The organism is Candidatus Hydrogenedentota bacterium, assembly GCA_018005585.1.
Classification (GTDB): Bacteria; Hydrogenedentota; Hydrogenedentia; order Hydrogenedentales; family JAGMZX01; genus JAGMZX01.
This window is the reverse complement of sequence record JAGMZX010000062.1, coordinates 1-19,400: the sequence shown is the minus strand read 5'-3', so window position 1 is coordinate 19,400 and position 19,400 is coordinate 1. Positions and strand designations below refer to the sequence as shown.

The 19,400-nt window shown below is 61.9% G+C and carries 15 protein-coding genes; 9 read left to right on the top strand and 6 right to left on the bottom strand.

The features are described from left to right. Nucleotides 1-226: 226 nt before the first annotated feature. The 4 genes from KA184_12130 to KA184_12115 all read right to left on the bottom strand — a co-directional run bounded on the left by KA184_12130 (nucleotide 227) and on the right by KA184_12115 (nucleotide 3,977). The gene (locus KA184_12130; GenBank protein MBP8130317.1) at nucleotides 227-1,240 is read right to left on the bottom strand and encodes a hypothetical protein; all 1,014 of its coding nucleotides are present in this window, start codon (nucleotides 1,238-1,240) and stop codon (nucleotides 227-229) included. A gap of 188 nt (nucleotides 1,241-1,428) precedes the next feature. After that, nucleotides 1,429-1,605, bottom strand: a complete 177-nt coding sequence (locus tag KA184_12125) for a hypothetical protein (protein MBP8130316.1) — start codon at nucleotides 1,603-1,605, stop codon at nucleotides 1,429-1,431. Between the two features lie 515 nt (nucleotides 1,606-2,120). After that, the gene (locus KA184_12120) at nucleotides 2,121-3,476 is read right to left on the bottom strand and encodes a sigma-54-dependent Fis family transcriptional regulator (protein ID MBP8130315.1); all 1,356 of its coding nucleotides are present in this window, start codon (nucleotides 3,474-3,476) and stop codon (nucleotides 2,121-2,123) included. Between the two features lie 108 nt (nucleotides 3,477-3,584). Continuing rightward, nucleotides 3,585-3,977, bottom strand: coding sequence for a hypothetical protein (locus KA184_12115; protein MBP8130314.1), 393 nt, complete (start codon nucleotides 3,975-3,977; stop codon nucleotides 3,585-3,587). A gap of 122 nt (nucleotides 3,978-4,099) precedes the next feature. Here KA184_12115 and KA184_12110 point away from each other — a divergent pair, with 122 nt between their 5' ends. The 3 genes from KA184_12110 to KA184_12100 all read left to right on the top strand — a co-directional run bounded on the left by KA184_12110 (nucleotide 4,100) and on the right by KA184_12100 (nucleotide 7,313). Then, nucleotides 4,100-5,362 carry an SAM-dependent chlorinase/fluorinase gene (locus KA184_12110; protein ID MBP8130313.1) on the top strand — a complete coding sequence of 421 codons (1,263 nt, stop codon included), beginning with the start codon at nucleotides 4,100-4,102 and terminating at the stop codon, nucleotides 5,360-5,362. Between the two features lie 2 nt (nucleotides 5,363-5,364). After that, the gene (locus tag KA184_12105) at nucleotides 5,365-6,024 is read left to right on the top strand and encodes an endonuclease III domain-containing protein (protein ID MBP8130312.1); all 660 of its coding nucleotides are present in this window, start codon (nucleotides 5,365-5,367) and stop codon (nucleotides 6,022-6,024) included. A gap of 152 nt (nucleotides 6,025-6,176) precedes the next feature. After that, nucleotides 6,177-7,313: a radical SAM protein gene (locus tag KA184_12100; GenBank protein MBP8130311.1), complete on the top strand. Its 1,137-nt coding sequence runs from the start codon at nucleotides 6,177-6,179 to the stop codon at nucleotides 7,311-7,313. Nucleotides 7,314-7,461: 148 nt separating this feature from the next. Here KA184_12100 and KA184_12095 read toward each other — a convergent pair whose 3' ends face one another. Further along, nucleotides 7,462-8,721: a diguanylate cyclase gene (locus tag KA184_12095; protein MBP8130310.1), complete on the bottom strand. Its 1,260-nt coding sequence runs from the start codon at nucleotides 8,719-8,721 to the stop codon at nucleotides 7,462-7,464. Between the two features lie 401 nt (nucleotides 8,722-9,122). On the opposite strand from KA184_12095, the gene KA184_12090 reads away from it, so the two are divergent. The 3 genes from KA184_12090 to KA184_12080 all read left to right on the top strand — a co-directional run bounded on the left by KA184_12090 (nucleotide 9,123) and on the right by KA184_12080 (nucleotide 12,715). Further along, nucleotides 9,123-10,100: a DUF1559 domain-containing protein gene (locus tag KA184_12090; protein MBP8130309.1), complete on the top strand. Its 978-nt coding sequence runs from the start codon at nucleotides 9,123-9,125 to the stop codon at nucleotides 10,098-10,100. A 246-nt stretch (nucleotides 10,101-10,346) separates the two neighbouring features. Continuing rightward, complete coding sequence (locus KA184_12085; GenBank protein ID MBP8130308.1) at nucleotides 10,347-11,123, top strand: Fpg/Nei family DNA glycosylase; 777 nt, start codon at nucleotides 10,347-10,349, stop codon at nucleotides 11,121-11,123. Between the two features lie 113 nt (nucleotides 11,124-11,236). Continuing rightward, nucleotides 11,237-12,715, top strand: a complete 1,479-nt coding sequence (locus KA184_12080) for a hypothetical protein (GenBank protein ID MBP8130307.1) — start codon at nucleotides 11,237-11,239, stop codon at nucleotides 12,713-12,715. 965 nt (nucleotides 12,716-13,680) lie between these two features. On the opposite strand, the gene clpB is transcribed toward KA184_12080, so the two are convergent. Further along, nucleotides 13,681-16,266 (bottom strand): ATP-dependent chaperone ClpB, encoded by a 2,586-nt coding sequence (clpB, locus tag KA184_12075; GenBank protein MBP8130306.1) that lies wholly within the window; start codon nucleotides 16,264-16,266, stop codon nucleotides 13,681-13,683. A 345-nt stretch (nucleotides 16,267-16,611) separates the two neighbouring features. Here clpB and KA184_12070 point away from each other — a divergent pair, with 345 nt between their 5' ends. The 3 genes from KA184_12070 to KA184_12060 form a co-directional block, all read left to right on the top strand. Beyond that, the gene (locus KA184_12070) at nucleotides 16,612-17,571 is read left to right on the top strand and encodes a ketopantoate reductase family protein (GenBank protein MBP8130305.1); all 960 of its coding nucleotides are present in this window, start codon (nucleotides 16,612-16,614) and stop codon (nucleotides 17,569-17,571) included. A 148-nt stretch (nucleotides 17,572-17,719) separates the two neighbouring features. Next, nucleotides 17,720-18,751: an alcohol dehydrogenase catalytic domain-containing protein gene (locus KA184_12065; GenBank protein MBP8130304.1), complete on the top strand. Its 1,032-nt coding sequence runs from the start codon at nucleotides 17,720-17,722 to the stop codon at nucleotides 18,749-18,751. Nucleotides 18,752-18,811: 60 nt separating this feature from the next. Continuing rightward, the coding region (locus KA184_12060) for a neutral/alkaline non-lysosomal ceramidase N-terminal domain-containing protein (protein MBP8130303.1) at nucleotides 18,812-19,400 on the top strand (589 nt) is incomplete at its 3' end.

Here is a 19,400-nt window from a genome sequence, read left to right as displayed (position 1 = left end):
TCACGCGTTCAGTCGGCGCGTCTGCGCCGAAAACGCTTCGCGGGACGATTGCGGGCATCCCAAACGCTGCCGAAGCAGCAAGTCCGCGCTTGATGAATCCCCGTCTGCTGATGTCTTTCATTTGCATCGCCGGGTTCCTTCTGTTGCCACTCGGGCCCATGCGGCACACTCACGCTTCGCAAAGAATACAGGACTGCCCGGCTCCCGGCAGACCACGCCTACCGCCTCACGGAAAGCCGAGTTCGGGGCCTTCGTGCGTGGCCAGGCCGATCTGCTCGATGCGGCCCGTGCGGCCGTTGTACCCTAGCATCCAGCGGTTGCCATCCAAAATCGCATAAGGCTTGTAACAGGCCTCCGCGTCCCACTTGTCCAAGCCCGGGCGGATGACCGGATTTGCGGGCAACCGCTGCCAGTCTCTTATGCCGTCCCGTGACCGGGCGATGCCGATTGCGGCGTGGTCGATGTCGCGAAAACCGATGTAGAACATGACGTGCCAGTCGCCGTCACGAACCACCTGGCACGCGGTAACGCGGTCCTTCTCCCAATCGTTGCCGGGCTCCGGTCTGAAGATCGGGTTCTCCGGAAGGCGGTCCCACTTGATGCCGTCGGCGCTCGTCGCATAGCCGATGGCGTCGGGCTCGTATTGGCCGCCGCCGCTGTACCACATGCGATACACGCCCTGTTCCGCGTCCCAGAGGACATGCGGGCACATAAGCGCGACATTCTCCCACGCCCGTTCGGGCGCAAGTACGGGCGTGGCGCTCATGCGCGTCCAAGTCACGCCGTCCGGACTCGTCGCGTAACCGATCCAGGAGTGATCATCCGCCTGGCCCGTGTACCACATGTGATACCGGCCATAGCGTTTGAGCACACAAGGCCGGTTGACCTCGTCTTCCCAATCCGTCTCTGAATTGGGGCCCAGCACGATGACCGGCTCGCTCCAGTGAACGCCATCCTTGCTCTCGACCAGCGCAATCGCCGCCTTGGGCCGCCAGGAGAACCACGTCCGGAAGAGATCAGCCTCTTTATGTACGCAGATATCGAAACAGGTGCCGAGGCCGTCCCCAAGGACCGGATTCTCTGGACACTTCACCCAACCGCCCGCCGTCTCATCACCCGGCGCGGAAAGGGGTGCCGAAGCAACCGCCTCCGCAGCGGAAGTGTTCTTCGAAGAAAAACAAACGGTGATGATGGCGAGGAGACAACCGAGCAGACCATGCAGGGAAATTCTGAAGAACATGAGCAGCACCTTCGCCTTTTGACTGGTTCAGCCGTCCTGCCATTTCGTCGGCCACGAAGGTACACATTAGACAAGAGCCTGACCCCGGATTCAACCCGGAGCGCCACAGAGCCGTTTTCGCGCTATATCTTCTGCTCTTCCGCCAATACGTCAACGATCTGCTTGCAGAGTTCGCCCCACATGCGCGCCTAATCCGGGCCGAGCCTGTCAAGCAGGTCCGCGGTCAGCTTCAGGTACGTCGACTCGATCCGCTGCGCCTTCGCCTCCTCATCCGGAGAGACACGGACAAGAACCTCGCGCCGGTCGGCCGGATTCTCCTCGCGCGTCAAACCAAAACGCATCGGCACGTGGATTGACTTCGTCAAGGGCTTTCTCTTGGGCTTCACGCCGCTGTCGTTCCTCTTCCTCGTGACGTTGACGCCGAATTTCTTCGGCCTGTCTTCTGTCGTGAACAGCCATGTTCTCGCCCATTTCGGCAAAGGAAGCGGCCACCCAGGCTTGGACTTCCTCTTCAGTCATGTCATCAACGTTCTTGACACCCTGTTCCGCACGCTTCCTGGCGAGGGCTAATTCGCATTCCAGTTCGATAGTTTTCTGTTTGGCCTTGCGGTGGGCATCCCGCAATTCGTCCGTTCTGAGCGACACCCCGACAAGTTTCCCATCGAGATTCTTGCGATGATAAAGGAAGTAGACGTTCCCCTATTGATGACGCTGTAACCTCTCGGCATTGCCGTATTGCTCCCGACTGAGGACCTGACATGTTAACAAATGAGCACCAGATATGTTAACAAATTGGATCTTTGGAAGTCACGCGATAGGAGCTAGAAGCGATAAAAGTCTTGTAAATAAAGGCTGAAGTGGCGATTTGCGGAAATTGGGCTTATTCCAAACCATACTTTTTAATTTTGTACTGCAGCGTGGTGCGTTTGAGGCCGAGGTGCTCGGCGGCCTTGGTCTTATTCCAGTGGAACTTGTCGAGCGCGCCTTTGATCAGGTCGATTTCGAGGCTTTCCTTGCGCTCGATGAGCGATTCCGTCGGGGTGGGCGGAACGGCCCCGGACGGAGCGAGTTCCAGGTCTTCCTGGGTCTCGAGGAGTTCTTGCGGCAGCACGTCGCGCGTGATCTGGTTGTTCTCAGAGAGGACCAACGCGCGCTCGATGACGTTCTCGAGTTCGCGCACGTTGCCCGGCCACGGATAGCGCAGGAAGATACCAAACACATCGCCGTCGATTTCCGCGATCTCGCGGCCCATCTCGAGCGAGAAGGTGCGCACGAAATGATCCACCAGCATGGGGATGTCGTCGCGCCGGTTGCGCAGCGGCTCGACTTCGATGGAGAACACATTGAGCCGGTAATAGAAATCCTCGCGGAACCTGCCCGTCGCGATTGCCTCGCGCAGGTCGCGGTTTGTCGCGGCGACAATGCGCACGTCGACCTTGACCGTGGCCGTGCCGCCGACGCGCTCTATTTCGTCTTCCTGGAGCACGCGCAACAGCTTCGTCTGGATCTGCGGGTCAATCTCCCCCACTTCGTCCAGGAACAGCGTGCCCGTGTGCGCCTTTTCGAAGCGGCCGATGCGCCGCTCCGTGGCGCCGGTGAACGCGCCCCGCTCGTGGCCGAACAGTTCGCTTTCGAGGATGCCCGGCGCCAGCGCCGCGCAGTTCAGCGCCACGAAAGGCCGGTCACGGCGCGGGCTCGCGTCGTGGATGGCCCGGGCCACGAGTTCCTTGCCCACGCCGCTCTCGCCCTTGATCAGCACCGCGCTGTTGCTGGGCGCGACCTTGGCGATCATCTTCATCAGATGTTTCGTGTGCTGGCTTCCCCCGACCATGGTGCGGATGCCGGGGTGAATCCATGTCTGGATGTTCTGTGCGCGGACGGGCCGGATCTTCTGCACGATCTTCTCGACTTTGCGCTCGATCTCGTTCAACTTGAACGGCTTCGTGATGTAATCGTGCGCCCCGAACCGCATGGCATCGACCGCGGACGCAATGGTCCCGTAAGCGGTAATGATGATGACTTCGGTGTCCGGGTTCTTCGCCTTGGACGCGCGCAGCACGGCGATCCCGTCTTTGCCCGGCATGTTCAGGTCCGTGATGATCACCTCGAATGATTCGCTGTCGATCAGCGCAATGGCCTGTTCCCCGTCAGCCGCGGTCTTGACGTCAAACCCTCTCTCGGAAAACGTGTCCGCCAGGAGCACACGCATGTTCTCCCGGTCATCGACTACCAGCATTCGGTGTTGTCGTGCCGTCTCCTCCACAGATATTCCCCTGTCATTCGTGGTGTTAATAGTGTCAAAACTCTAACATGCCGCCCGCCTGTGTGTAAACCGGCCGGCCCCTCACCCCCTGAAAAGATCATCCAGCGCGCGTTTCGGGTCCTTCTTCGGCTTGGGCGCGCCAAGAAAATCCCGCGTTGCCTGGTGCGCCTCTGCGTTCCCCGGTCCTTCGCCGAGGAGTTTAGACAGCGCGTCCCGGGCCTGCGCCTGTCTCTCAGGTTCCGCCGCGTGCGTGTCCGAATCCGCGAAGTCGAATGCGTCGCAGTAATTCATGCGGCGGCGGTCGGGCACCATATCGGTACCGGGCACGCGGCACTCGTTGTGCAGCGCCGGGTCATGATGCCGGCAATTCATGCAGCAATGAAGATAGGCGGTGCATTTCGGGCACGCCTCGGCATGCGCGGGCCGCTTCTTCTCAGCGGGCCATTCCCAACCACATTTGTGACACCTTTTCATGGCCTTTCTCTCCCGCTTGCGGCTCCAGCTTAGGCCGTTGCGTCACCGCATTCAAATTGCCGCGATGCACGGCGAGATCGAGCCGTGTACAATGGTGTTCTTCTGATGAAAGGAGATCTTACGTGCGACCTGCAATGATTGTGCTGCTCGCCTGCCTGGTCTTGGCGTTTCCAGCCCTTTGCGAGCCGAACGGACGAGTGGTCCTGTGCACGGACTACGGCGTCGATTCGATCTATGTGGGCATCCTGAAAGGCGCTATTTACAGCAGATTCCCGGACGCGCGCGTCGACTCGCTGACGAATGCCATACCCCCGTACGACATCGAGGGCGGCGCGCGCCTGCTGGCCGAAGGCTGTCACGTATATCCGGCCGGGACGGTCTTCTGCTGCGTCGTGGACCCGGGTGTCGGCACCAGCCGCCGCGGCATTGCACTCGAAACGGGAAAAGGACAGTACTTCGTGGCCCCCGACAACGGCCTGTTGACGCTCGTGGCGCAACGCGACGGCGTGCGCGCGGCGCATACGCTCGAGAATCCGGCGCTATGGCGCGAAGGCGCGCTGTCGGGCACGTTCCACGGCAGAGACATCTTCGGCCCCGTCGCGGCGGCGCTCGCGTCCGGCGCGCCGCTTACGGAAACCGGGCCCGCCTGCGGAGACATGGTCAGGCTGGAATTGCCGGCGCCCGTCATCACGCAGGACGAGGCCCGAGGTCGCGTCTATCGCATTGATGACTATGGTAATCTGGTCACGGACATCCCGGGCGACTCGTTGGTGCGGGCGTTTGGGCTCAAGCAAGGCGACCTGCTTGCCGTGACGGCGGGCGCGGCGGCGTTCGAGGCCCCCTTCGTGCGCACGTATGCCGATGTGCCGGAGGGGAAACGGCTTGTCCTGGTCCAGAGCATGGGATACATCGAATTGGCAATAAACATGGGCAACCTCAGCGGAGAAACAGGAGAAGGCGTCCACGCAAGCGTCGTTATCCGCAAGACCGCGGCCGAAAACCAGGCGCCGGGCCGGACGCCCGTTGCGGGCGGGGCGCTGGTCCTGTTTGTCCGCAGTGGCGGCTTCGCGGGGCTGATGGACCGCCTCGCCATTCATGCGGACGGTGCGTGCGAACTCACGCGGAAACGGGGGCAAATGACCTTCGCGCTGACCGAGCCGGAACTGCGCGACCTTTGTGCGTTGCTGGACGCCGCGAACCTGGAATCGTTACCGGATGAAACGCCGCATCCCGCCGGAGCGGACCGCTTCACCTATGAAGTGACCTACGGCCCTGTCCGGCGCAGTTTCGCCAGCGGGACCATCCCCGAGGCTGTGGCCCCGGCGCTTGCCGCGCTGAACACGCTCCTCGACCGGCACGCGCAGGCTGCCGTGGCCGCTCCGTGAGCATGCGGACCACCCTGAAGCATATCTACGAGCGACTCCGCCAACATTTCGGGCCGACCCACTGGTGGCCGGGCGAGACGCCGTTTGAGATAGTCGTTGGCGCCATACTGACGCAAAACACGGCCTGGTTCAACGTCGAGCGCGCGATCATCCGCCTGAAAACGGAACGGCTGCTGCACCCGCGCGCCATCCTGGCCTGTCCCCGCGAGCGTCTGGAGGCGGCCATACGCCCTTCCGGCTATTTCCGGCAGAAGGCCGAGCGGCTGCGGCTGTTCTGCGAATACCTCGTCCTGCGGCACGGCGGTAGTGTCCGCCGCATGGCCCGGCGCCCGCTATCGCAACTGCGCGGGGAACTGCTCGCGATCAAGGGCATCGGCCCCGAGACCGCGGACGACATTCTGCTTTACGTCTGCGAGAAACCCGTCTTTGTCGTGGACGCCTACACGCGCCGCATCCTCAGCCGGCACGGCCTGACCCCGCCTGACATCGGCTACGAGGAACTGCGCGGCATGTTCGAGCGGCATCTTCCGCCGGATGTCGTCATGTTCAAGGAGTATCACGGCCTGATCGTCTATACGGGCAAAGACTTCTGCCGGAAAGTGCCCCGCTGCGAGGGTTGCCCCCTGGCTCCCCTCCTGCCGGAATCGGGGCCGGCCCTGTAGCGCAACGCCGCCGCAGCATAGTGTAGAATGCGGGCGGAATACGGTTTCCAGGCACGCGTGTTGTTTCTACTGAAGCCCAGTGCCCAGAAAATGGCTTCCGCGCCATCTGAGCAGTAAGAAGGTACATGCCTCAAGCCGACAGGGAAAGCGTCTTGAGCGTCTCGAATCTTTACCAGTTCGCGACGCGCGTCTACGCATCCATTCCATACAGATTTCTGAAGAACGGCTATGCCTTCCCCGCGTGGCACTACTATTTCGAGGTCACGCGCCGCTGCAACCTGCGCTGCAAGATGTGCCAGTACATCGAATGGCTTGAAAACCAGCCCATCAAGAAGCAGATGGAAGGCGAACTGAGCACCGAAGAATGGTTCCGCGTCGTCGATCAGGTCGCCCGGTTCAGCCTCGTCACCTTTACCGGCGGCGAGCCGTTTGTGCGCCGCGATTTCATGGATATCCTCGCTCGCGCGAGCGCCAAGGCGCGGACGCATTTCATCTCGAACACGACCATGCTGCCGGCGGAGCGCGCCGAGGCCGTGGTCGCGCTCGCGCCCAGGCGGCTTGGCGGCATCGGCTTTAATTTCGCGGGCACGTCTATCGAAGGCCCGGGCGAGCGCCATGACGAAATTCGCAAGATGAACGGCGCGTTCCACCGTTCCACCACGGGCATCAAGACGCTCGTCGAATTCCGTGAAGCGGCGCGCAAGCAGTGCCCGCTGGTTCACATCACGACCGTGATCCAGAAGGACAATATTGACGTGCTGCATCACATGCCTCAGGTCGTGAAGGATGCCGGGGCCTCGGTGCTCAATCTCGTCACCGAAACCCGCATGCACGAGCTGCCCGGACTCGGCGAGGCCGACCCCCAGTCCTTCAACCTCGAAGACATCACATGGCCGCGCATCGACCGCGAAGCGCTCACCGGCGCGCTCGACAAGACCATCGCGGCCGCGCGCGATGCAGGCATAGAATTACGCCTGCCGCGCGTGCCCAAGGAGGAAATCATCAAGTACTATGACGGCGGCATCGACCTCAGGGAGTATGAGTGCCGCAATGCCTGGAACACGCTCATCGTGGGCCGGCAGGGCGACGCCTACCCCTGCTGGCTCGTAAAGGTGGGCAACGTGCGCGAACAGACGCTGAAACAGCTCTGGAACAACGCCGTTATGCGCGATTTCCGGAAGGTCTGCCGCCGGAAACTGTTCGCGCCATGTCCGGGCTGCTGCTTTATCGAACACAAGGCCCGGCATGCCGCCACCGCCGCGGTGCCGGCCAATGTCACCACGGGCTAATCGCGCGGCAACTTCAGGCGGCGCGTGATTGCGGAACGGTATGCCGCGGACGCATTCGGGTCCCGCCGCCGCTTCCCGGAATTGTCTCAGGCGGACAGGCGCGTCGCGCTTCTTGGTGGCGGCACGTGTTGAACCGCTGGTGCCGCGTTCAAGCCGTGCTCACGACCACGTTCTTGCCGCGCGCCTTCGCGGCATAGAGAGCCTTGTCCGCCGCGCTGATCAGGTCCGCGGCTTCCCATGGTTCGGCATACTGAGCGATACCCACACTAACGGAAGTGCCATAGTTCTGCATGTCGCCGAAATGCGTGCGGATGCGCTCGGCGATGCGGCGGCCCTGGTCGAGATCCGCGTTGTGCAACAGAACGGCGAATTCATCGCCCCCGCAGCGATACCCCTCGTCGCCAGCGGTAGTGCGGATGCTCGCGGCGATGAGTTCGCCCACCCGCGCCAAAAGCTGGTCGCCCACCTGATGCCCGTGTGTGTCGTTGCAGGACTTGAAATTGTCCAGGTCCAGCATCAAGAGCGTCAATGGCATGCGATCGTGCCGCACCCGGCGCACCGCACCCTCCACGTTGCGGTGGAACGCATGCTTGTTGAAGAGTCCCGTCAGGCCGTCCACCACCGCCGCATGGGCCAATTGGCGCTCGACTTCCCGCTTTTCCGTGACGTCTTTGAGCATCATGAATATCAGGTGTTCCGATGCCGCGTCGATGAAGGTCACGCTGATGTCCACGTAGACCTCGGACCCATCCGCGCGGCAGAGAGTCATGTCCCCCAAGGTGCCGCGGCCGCGGCAGATCGAAAGTCCCAGTCCAAAACGTTCGCGGTCGTTCGGGGACAGCAACTCCGGGAAAGGCCTGCCGCGCAGGTTGTCCAGCGTCCGCGCCGTAAGCTCCAGAAACGCATGGTTCGCGTCCACCACGTGAAAACTGTCCCGCTGCAACAAGGTCATGCCGTCCACGCTTAGCTGGAAGATGCTCTGGAATTTGCTCTCCGCCAGCATCCGCGCTATCCGCTCGTCCCGCTCTTTGAAGACTCGTTTCAGTTTTGCCACGAGTTCGTTGATATGGAAGGGCTTCACGATGAAGTCCGTGGCGCCCGCATCGATGACATCTACATACGGGAAGTCTTCCGAGAACCCCGTCATCACGATCAGGTCCAGGTCGGATTGCCGCCGCCGCACCTCATAAATAAGGCTCAGTCCATGCAGACCGGGCATCAACATGTCCGAAACAAGGACATCGAAGTGCGCTTCGCCCAGACGGCGCGCCGCCTCATCTCCATTGGCGGCACATGCCACGGTACAATGGAATTGATTCACCAGGACCTCTGACAACAGCGCGCGCATCGCCGCGTCGTCATCCGCGATGAGTACGGTCGCAGACGCCCGCCGGCTTTCTTCTCCCATGCACCTCTTCCTTGCTGGCCCCCCTCGGGCAACCCGTTTGCTTGAAGGCCATGACCCAATAATCCGTTCGTATATTGTACACGAATGTGCCATCTGCTCAAAGCGTCCCGGGCATGGCGCGGCGGCGCCACTTGAATGTTGCCAACATACGATTTGTTTTCATGCCATGCCGACGGGCGGGGTCTTGTTCGAGAACCAGACCCCGCTCTTTCCGTGTCCTTATAACGTGATTCTAACAATGTGCTCATCCTGCGCTGACGTTCTTGGGACAGAACAGGTTGCACGGTGATGATCATCCCCTTGCTAAATTCCGTCTTTTTGATTATTCTTGTTTCGGGACTTCAAAACCCGGAAACGACATAAGAGGTATTCGTGAAAGCGAACCGCAGAGGAGGTCGGGTATGCGAACACGCAGACAAGGTTTCACACTAATTGAATTGCTGGTTGTCATTGCAATCATCGGTATTCTCGCGGCCATTTTGCTGCCGGCCCTCGCGCGCGCCCGCGAATCGGCCCGCCGCGCCAGTTGCCAGAACAATCTGAAGCAGATGGGCACGGTCTTAAAGATGTATGTCAACGAGGACCCAGGCGAACGGTATCCGCCGATGCAGGGTCTGGCCCCGTATTACACCGATGGCTCCGGTGGCATCAATACGACGCTGTGCACGAGTCAGGACGAACCCGAGCTGACCCCGAATGTCGTGGCCATCTACCCGGAATACTTGAACGACTGGGGCGTATTGGTGTGTCCATCTGCGCCGGACAACGGCGATGTGGTCGAGGCGCTGGCCGTCATTTCAGACCAGCCCGGGCAAATCTGCAACAGTCCCTATAAAGGATACGCGGACAATCCCTCCGACCATTACAACTACTTCGGCTGGGTTATTGACCGCGCGGACCAGGACGACCCGTCCATTGAAATGAGCCTGCTCATCAGCGGGGTTTCCGGTCTGGCGCCCATACAGATCCTGGAGGCCGCCGTACAAATGCTCAATGCCGGCGCGCTGGAACGCGGCGTACCTGCCGACCCGCAGGAAGCCCGGCGAGTCCTCGACGGCGATTTCGAGGTCACTGCCGGTAACGGCAATGGCGGCGGGAAAACCATCTACCGTCTGCGCGAAGGTATCGAGCGTTTCCTTATCACGGACATCAACAATCCGGCGGCCACGGCGCAGGCGCAGTCCATCGTCGAGATCTACTGGGACAGCGTGAGCGCCGATCCGTCCGCGGGCGCGGCGTTCAACCACATTCCGGGCGGCGCGAACGTGCTCTATCTCGACGGGCATGTCGACTTCATCCGGTACGACCAGTACGGCACGTTCCCATGCAATGGCCTCTGGGCCACGGCATTCGGCGTACTGACGGTCGCACTCAGCTAGACGGCGATTGCCAACTGCTTTTCGGGCATGGCGCCGCGCCGGTGCCGGTGCCATGCCCTATTCTTTGATATTCCCGAGTCGACACACTCGGGGAACTCCGTGCCTGTTCTGGATGCGGCGCAGCCTTGCGCTTCGCCGCCCGCTCGCGCAGACCCGGCGGGGCCGTTTCCGCTTCCGCGGGAGACACGGGCGCGACGGCACGCACGGGCGCGACAATCCGGTCTTCGTGAGCGCAGGGAACGGGAAATGGCCGAAGGACACACGATTCACCGCATTGCGCGCGACCAGAACCGCCATCTGGCCGGACAGGCGCTCCGCGCGTCTTCTCCCCAGGGACGCTTCCGCGCAGGCGCGACCAGGCTCGACGGGCAAGTGTTCACGCGCGCCGAGGCCCATGGCAAGAACCTCTTTCAACTCTGGTCGAACAGCCTCATCTGCCACATCCACCTTGGCATGGCGGGCCGTTTCACCCTTTTCAAGACCCCCGCCCCGCCGCCATCGGAGCAAATCCGGTTGCGCCTCGAAGGGGCCATGTACACCGCGGACCTCCGGGGCCCCATGCGCTGCGCGTTGGTCACGGAGCAGGAACGCAAGGGTCTCATTGTGTCGCTGGGCCCCGACATCCTGCGCGACGATGCCGACCCGGAACGCGCGTGGGAGCGGATACGGAAAACGGTCCGGGCCACTGGCGCGTTGTTGCTCGACCAGAAGGTCGTGGCGGGCGTGGGCAACATCTATCGCTGCGAAGCCTTGTTTCTGACGGGCATCGAGCCCGGCCGCCCTGGAAACTCCTTGGGCCGCGACGAATTCAACGCCTTGTGGGCGCTGCTGCGCCGTCTCATGCGCATCGGCGTTCAGAAAAACCGCATTCTGACCCTCGCCGCGCTGGAACCCGAGAAAGCAACCGATGACGGGCGTTTCTACGTCTACAAGCGCGACTCCTGTCTCCGTTGTGGCAGCACGATTCGTGTCTGGACACTCTCGGGCCGCACGGTCTACGCGTGCCCCAAGTGCCAAAGATAGACCGTCTTGGCAAGGCGTTCCGCCGGCTCGATTCAGCGGGCCGGTTCGGTTATGGTGACACGCGCGCAGACGACTGTTTTCATGGACAGCAAAAACCTGGTGAGGTACTAACCATGAAGAAAGCCTTGTCGCACTTTGCGATCAGTCTGGCCGCGCTCGCGGCACTGGCGTGCACGTCAACGAAGAGCAGTGCGCAGGCGCCGGGCGGATTCGTCTGGAAGTCCGCGCCGCCCGAAGGTTGTCCCTTCGAACGGTCGCCCAGCCTGACGGGCGTCTATTTCACAGGCCGTCACAGCGATTATCACTGCGGCGACACCTGGTATCCGAGTTGGGCCAGCGACGGCCGGCTCTACTCGCCCTGGACCGACGGCAAGACGGACGGCGTAGACTGCTTCTCCGGGGCGGGCGCAAGCGCGCGGACGGGCCATGCCGTCTTGATCGGCGACGATCCTCTGGCGCTGGAGATCAGAAACACCGCTCCCCCCAAGGAAGCGAGCGCGAAGCCCTACGAAGGGCGTTATCCCGCCGGGTCGCTTGTGCACGACGGTATCTGGTACTACGGCACCTACTGTCTCGGGCCTGGCGGTTCGTACGAGCATAACGGGTTTAATTGGAACTGGCCCAATCTGGGGCCTATGCCCGGGTTCCAGATTTCCCGCGATTACGGTAAGACGTGGGAACCGTCGCCCCTCACGCCCGACAAGCCCTTGTTTCCTGAGCCGCGCGTCTTTCTCGGCCCCGTCAAGATGGGCGCGCCCCATTTTGTCGACTTCGGCAAGAACATGGAGCACTCGCCGGACGGCAAAGCTTACTTGCTGGGCATGGGGGCCCTCGAAAATGACCCCATGCCGCGCCCGTGCATTACGCCGGGCGAGCCGGGCAAACCGTTTCAGACCGCCGACGGATGCGCCGACAATTTCGCCCACGCCAACCTGAGCTGGATCACCGCCGACCAGGTCTATCTGGCGCGAGTCCGTCCTTCGCCTGAAACCATCAACGACATCGCGGCGTGGGAGTTCTTCGCGGGACACGATGGCGCGGGACAGCCAGTCTGGGCCAACAACTTCGAGCAAATAAAGCCCCTGATCGAATGGAACAATCATATGGGCTGTGTCACCGCCACGTACGTGCCCGGCCTGAAGAAGTATCTCATGTGCATTACTGACGGCTGGCCGACCGTGGCCAAGATGGACTCCTACATCCTGGAAGCGGACGTCATTACCGGCCCGTGGCGCATGGTCTGCTACCTGAAGGACTTCGGCGAGCAGGGATACTTCCTCAATTTCCCGAGCAAGTTCATCAGCACCGATGGACAGACGCTGTGGCTATGCTATTCGGCCAACTTCAGTCCGGGCTGGAACGGCGTGGAACTCGGCGTTCATCCGGCGGGCGGCCGCTACGGCCTGTGCCTGCATGAGCTGCAATTGCTCACGCCGGCCGCCCCCCAGCCCGCTATGACCAATCACACGCACACCAGTACCGGCTTCCGCGTGATGATGCCCTCAAGGCGCACACCCATCCGGTCGAGGATTTCACCGGCCAGTTCCACTGCCTTGCGCGGATGCATGGAGGTATTGATCAAACGCTCGTAGAGCAAGGCCTCGGCAAGGTTTGTGTACCAGTCCTCAACCTGAACGCGGTATCCGATAACCGCGGACGCCCCGCTCATCTCCTTGACGGTTTCGAGCACGCACCGGTCTGCTCCAATATCGCAGCAGGAGAAGATGATGATCTTCCCGTCCAAGCCCTGGAAGATGTCCGCGTTCTCCGCCAAGTCCATCATCTCAAACGTCAGGCGCAGCGACGCCTTGCCTTGTCCCCGCTTGTCCATGCCATGCCCCATGATATGGATATAGCGCGTCGCGATATGCTTTCCTTCCTGCCGGAGGAATCCCCGTAATGCCTCAATGGTGTGGACCCGCTCGTACAGCGCGTCCACCTTGTACGCCGCCAGCCATTGCTGAAACATGGGGCCGTACAGCCGCGTCGAGCGCAAGCTGCGGTCCAGCCGGGTCTCCAGGATCAGGACACGGTCCGGCGAGGGCCGCAGCCGGCGCACCGGCACGTTCAGTCGCCGCCCCTGGTCCGTCACTACCCGTCGCGTCTGCGGCAATACGGCGGTAACGCGGCCGCGATGCTGCGCGCCATCCCACGTGAAGATTACACGCTCATTATGTTCAAACTTCGCCAAGGTTGCCGTCCGGGTCAGAATTGCCCGCCGCCCGCCACCGGGCCGGGCATCCAGGCCAATGCCAAGCCTGAACCCTGGTTGTAGTCCAAAGAATGGCTTATGCCGCGTTCTCGCATGCCGCATCGCGAACACACTTCCGGGACTCCCGGTGGCGAAAGGCATTCACAAGCAGTAACGTTCCGTCCGGAGAATACCATGACATATTCCAGCCGCATGGCCTCGTCAGGTTTCTATACTGCAGAAAGCAATTATACCCCCGGAAAAAATGCGAGGCCGGGCGCTGGGGATACGCCCGACCCCGGGGAGGGTTTGCGGATCGGTCCTAGGCCCGACCCTCGGTCAACAACCACATTAGGCCGTTTGGAGCTATTGCACCACCGACTTCAGGCCGCCACCTGCTTCGTCCACCTCTATTATAACATGTTTTCCAGATTCGAGGGTGCCACGGAGCAAGTCCAGGGCCAGCGGGTCAACCACCAGTCGTTGCATGGCCCTTTTCAAGGGCCGCGCCCCGTAGACAGGATCATACCCCTCGTCAGCCAGCCGTTCCCGCGCCGCACGGGTCAATTCAAGTGTTATCTCCCTGTCCTGCAATCGCTTAGCAATATGCCGCATCTGCACCTCCACAATGCGGCGGATGTCCTCCCGGGTCAACGGATGGAACACGACCACCTCGTCGACACGATTCAGGAATTCCGGCCGGAAATGCTGGCGCATCAGGGTTCGGACCGCTTCTTCCTTCTGCCTGGCGGTTCCTTCCCGTTGGAATAGCTCGCTACCCAAGTTTGAGGTCATGATGACGACCGTATTCTTGAAATCGACCGTACGGCCTTGTCCATCCGTAAGTCTTCCATCATCAAGCACTTGCAAGAGCACATTGAACACGTCATGGTGCGCTTTTTCGATTTCGTCGAGCAGCACGACGCAGTAAGGTTTGCGCCGCACCACCTCCGTCAACTGGCCGCCTTCCTCGTACCCGACGTAGCCCGGAGGGGCTCCAATAAGCCGTGAAACCGTATGTTTTTCCATATATTCCGACATATCAATACGCACCATGGCGTTCTCATGGTCGAACAACAGCTCCGCAAGCGCACGCGCCAGTTCCGTCTTGCCCACGCCCGTTGGTCCCAGGAAAATGAACGAACCTATGGGCCGGTTCGGGTCCTTCAGTCCGGCCCGGGCGCGACGTACCGCGTCGGACACGGCCCGGATGCCGTCTTCTTGGCCGATGACCCGTTGGCCGAGGCGCTGTTCCATCTTGAGCAGGCGGTCCATCTCCCCTTCGAGCAGCTTGTCGAGAGGGATACCGGTCCAACTGGACACGATTTTTGATATATGTTGCTCGGTGACCTCCTCGGAGAGGTAGCTGCCGCCCTTCTGCAGTTCGCTGAGCCGCCTATTCTCGCCTTCCAGTTTGCGTTGGAGTTCATTCAGCGTGCCGTACCGGATTTCCGCGACCTTGTCCAACTGCCCGTTACGTTCGGCGATCTCTTCCTGCCGCTTCGCGTCATCGATTTGCGACTGTATGCCGCGGATCGTGTCGATAACTTCCTTTTCCGCCTGCCACTGCGCTTTCTTGGCGCTCATCTGCTCCCGCAGTTCGGCCATTTCCTGAGCGATGGCGTCGCGGCGTTCCTGAGCGGCCTTGTCCTTCTCTTTCTTCAGCGCAAGGTGCTCGATCTCGAGTTGGCGCAGGCGCCGGTCCAGTACATCTATTTCGTAGGGCATGGAATCGATCTCGATCCGCAGTCGCGACGCTGCCTCGTCGACCAGGTCGATGGCCTTGTCCGGCAGGAACCGGTCTGAGATGTAGCGATGGCTGAGGTGCGCCGCCGCGACCAGCGCCGAATCTTGCAGGCGCACTCCGTGATGCACCTCATAGCGTTCCTTGAGCCCGCGTAGAATCGCGATTGTGCTCTCCACATCGGGCTCCTTCACGAGCACCGGCTGGAACCGCCGTTCGAGCGCCGCGTCTTTTTCGACGTGTTTTTTGTATTCGTTCAGCGTGGTCGCGCCGATGCAGTGCAGTTCGCCGCGCGCCAGCGCCGGTTTCAGCATGTTCGACGCGTCCATTGCGCCTTCCGCCGCGCCCGCGCCCACGAGCGTGTGCAACTCATCAATGAACAGGATAACTTGTCCTTCAGCTTGCTGGACTGCGCTCAGCAATGCCTTTAAGCGCTCTTCAAACTCTCCCCGGAACTTTGCGCCGGCGATCAAGGCCGCCATGTCCAGCGCAGCGACCCGCTTGTTCTTCAGTCCTTCGGGCACGTCGCCCGCGATGATGCGCTGGGCCAGCCCCTCGACAATCGCGGTCTTGCCCACGCCCGGCTCGCCGATGAGCACCGGGTTGTTCTTTGTACGGCGGCTGAGCACCTGGATCACGCGGCGCACCTCATCGTCCCGGCCAATTACCGGGTCCAGCTTGCCCGCCCGCGCGAGTTGCGTCAGGTCGCGGCTGTATTTCTGCAGCGCGTCGTATGTCGTCTCCGCGTTCGGGTCCGTGACCCGCTGCGTGCCGCGCACTTCGCGAAGCGCCTCGAGCACGCCCTCTTTCGTCGCGCCAAAACGCTTGAGCAACTGCGCCGCGTCGCCCCGGCCGTGCTCGATCACGCCGAGCAGGACGTGCTCGGTGCTGAGGTATTCGTCCCGGAGTGTCTGGGCCGCGCGCCAGCCAGCCTCGAGCGCCTGCTGCGCTTCCGCGCTCAGGCTCGGGTTCGCGCTGCCGCCGCTCACCCGCGGCAAGCGCGCCAGCGCGGACTGAATCTCGCCTGCCAACTGCCCCGGATGAACGCCTATGCGCTGCAGGATCGAGACCACTGCGCCCTGGTCCTGTTCCAGCAGCGCCGCCAGCACGTGCAATGACGTGACTTCGGGATGCTTCTGCCCCGAGGCGAGGTCCATCGCGGCCGATAGCGCTTCTTGCGCCCGTATCGTCAGTCTGTCAAAACGCATTTCTCACCGCTCCTTGTCCTGGTCGAGAGTATACTCCTGGCAGGCAAACAAGCCGCGTGCCAAGCGCATTCTTGCGCTTATCCTGGGAAAATCCGCGGACTGTGGGTCACTCCTGTTGCAGAACGACACAGAACCGCACTACTTTGCAACGAACCAGGAATCCGCACTCTCAGCGCTCTTGCGGCCCCCAGACACGCCTCGGTCCAGGGGCGCCGCCGAAGGACTCGTCCCTGCAACCGCTCCGCAACGGTGAAGGCTGGAACTGCCCGCCCCTAATCGGTACCCTATCGGTCAGAATGGGGACGGACGGGAAACAAGTCTTGCGGCAACGGGAGTAGTCTGGTCATGCGCATGTTGGTGATGGGCGCGGGCGCGTTGGGCACGGTTGTGGGCGGTTTCATGGCCAAAGCCGGGCACGATGTGACGCTGGTTGGCCGCCCGCGCAATATGGATGCCATCCGCGCGCACGGCCTTCGGATCACCGGCATCTGGGGCGAGCACCATGTTGCGACGGTGCATCCGTGCGCCGGTGTAGAAGAATTGACTCCGGGCGCGCTTGACCTCGTTCTTCTGACGGTGAAGTCGTATGACACGCACGCGGCAATCACGTCACTCGCGCCGTTTCTCGGGCCGGGCACGCTTGTCTGTTCCTACCAGAACGGACTGGGAAACGCGGAGGTCATCGCGGAAGTCATTGGCTGGCCTCGCACGTTCGGCGCGCGCGCCATCTTCGGGGCGTGGTTGCGCGAGCCGGGCTGGGTCGAGGTCACGGTCATCGCGGATCCGACGGCTTTGGGCACGTATGACCCCGCCACACCCGCGGAGCGAGTGCGCGCCATCGCCGCCGCCATGAACAATGCGGGAATCCCGACGGTCTATACGGACGAAATCGCCACGGTGCTATGGTCGAAAGTCACCTACAACTGCGCCCTGAACCCGTTGTCCGGCCTGCTGGACGTTCCCTACGGCGTGCTGCTTGAAACCGAGCACACGCGGAGTATCCTGCGCGAGGTCGTGCAGGAGGTTTATGCGGTGGCGGATGCGATGGGCGTGCGGCTCAAGCCGGCCACGGCCGAGTCCTATATCGACCTGCTGTTCCAAGTGTTGATTCCGCCAACGGCCGCGCACTATGCCAGCATGCGCGAAGATTTCCGGCGGCGCCGGCGCACCGAAATCGACGCACTCAACGGGGCCATCGTGCGCCATGGCGAGTTGCACGGCGTCCCCTGCCCCACCAATTCCATGCTTGCCCGCCTTGTCCGGGCCCGGGAACACGCCTTGTCGCGGAGCGCCGCGAACACCTGACAGCTCTCCCCAGCAGGACAGGTATGAAGTCCGCAACCGTACGCTTCTTATGCATCTGAGGCGTGGTTTAGAAACGCATTGCCCTCATTTGCCTCATGGCGCAGCGAATGCCTATCATCGTGCCGGATTGCGGGGCCGGAGAAGCAAGATGAAAGCCGTCCAGTGGGTCGCACCGCGACAATTGCGTGTCATCGATGTGGAAAAGCCCGTTCCGAAACCGCATGAGGCGCTTGTGCGTCTCGAGTCGGTGGGAGTCTGCGGCTCTGACGTTCATTACTATCTCGAAGGACGCATCGGCAACCAGGTGCTCGCGGGACCAACCATTCTGGGGCACGAGTACGCGGGTATCGTGGAATCCACGGGCACCGCGGCGGACGCGGCTCTCGTGGGCAAGCGCGTTGCGGTCGAGCCGGGCATTCCTTGCATGCAATGCGAATGGTGCCGCAGCGGACACTACAACGTGTGCCGTGCGATGTATTTTCCGGGCGGACCAGGCTGCGACGGCGCGCTGCGCGATTATATGACCGTTCATGCGGGCTTCTGTTATCGCGTTCCGGATGCGGTAGGCCCGTCCGCGGCGGCCATGCTCGAACCGCTGGCCGTGGCGCTGCACACCGTGGAACTCGCCGAGGTCAAGGCAGGCGAAACCGCCGCCGTCATCGGTCTGGGTACCATCGGCCTGCTTGTGGCGCAGGTGCTCAAGCTTTCGGGAGTGTGCAAGCTTTACGGGTCGGACTTGCTGGCCTACCGCGTTGCAGCCGCGGCGCGATACGGCGTCGACCGGGCCATCGACGCATCGCGGGAGGACACGGTCGGCCGTATTCTCGGGGAAACGGACGGCCGGGGCGTAGATGTGGCCATCGACTGCTCGAACCGGGGCGAACCGCTGGCGCAGGTCTGCCGGATTGCACGACCGGCCGGCCGCTGTGTGCTTACGGGCATCTCAGGCAATGATTACGACGCGATAGCAGTAAGCGACGCGCGGCGGAAGGAACTGACGCTTCGGTGGTGCCGACGGTTTCGCCACAATTATCCGGCCGCTATCGCGCTTCTGGATGCTGGGAAAGTAGACGTGCTTTCCCTTATTACGCATTCTTTTCGCCTGGAAGAGGCGAGTCAGGCATTTGAACTCGTTGCGAACAACGCCGATAATGTGATCAAGGCGTCTGTCGACTGGTAGCGCGTCATTCTTGGCGGCGCGAGCAATCACCCGCAACCCCTTTCGAGGAGAGGTAATTCCATGCGCATTATGAAACGCATACTGCTGGTCATCTTTCTGCTGGTCGTGATCCTGGCCGCGGCAATCGTGGCGTTCGTCGGCCCCTGGCCCACCTACGCATCCTCGAATTTCGAAACGGCGGATTACTATCACGAGGCGTTGCGGGCCATAGACGCTGGCGCGCTTCAAAACGATTTCGCGGCGACGCCGGACCGCCTGCGCGCCGGCTGGGCGCGCCGCGACATCACGCCGAAACCCGGCACGCCCATGGGCGGATACGGCGCGCGGTTCAAGATCACGCCCTCGAACCTGCTCCTGAACAAATATGAGGACGACCAGAACGCGACGGGGGTGCACGACCCGCTCTTCGTCAAGGCGCTCGCGCTCAGCGACGGCAAGGACACCGCGGTCATTGTCGGCGCCGACATGCTTATCATTCCGCCTAATCTTGCGATGCTGGTGCGCGAGAAGGTCGCCGCTCAGACGCCCCTCACCGAACAGGATATTCTCTTTGGCGCCAGTCATACGCACTGCGGACCGGGCGGTTTCGGCCCGGGTCTGGCGGCGCGGATTACAGGCGGCAAGTACGATCCGGAACTCGTGGAAATGC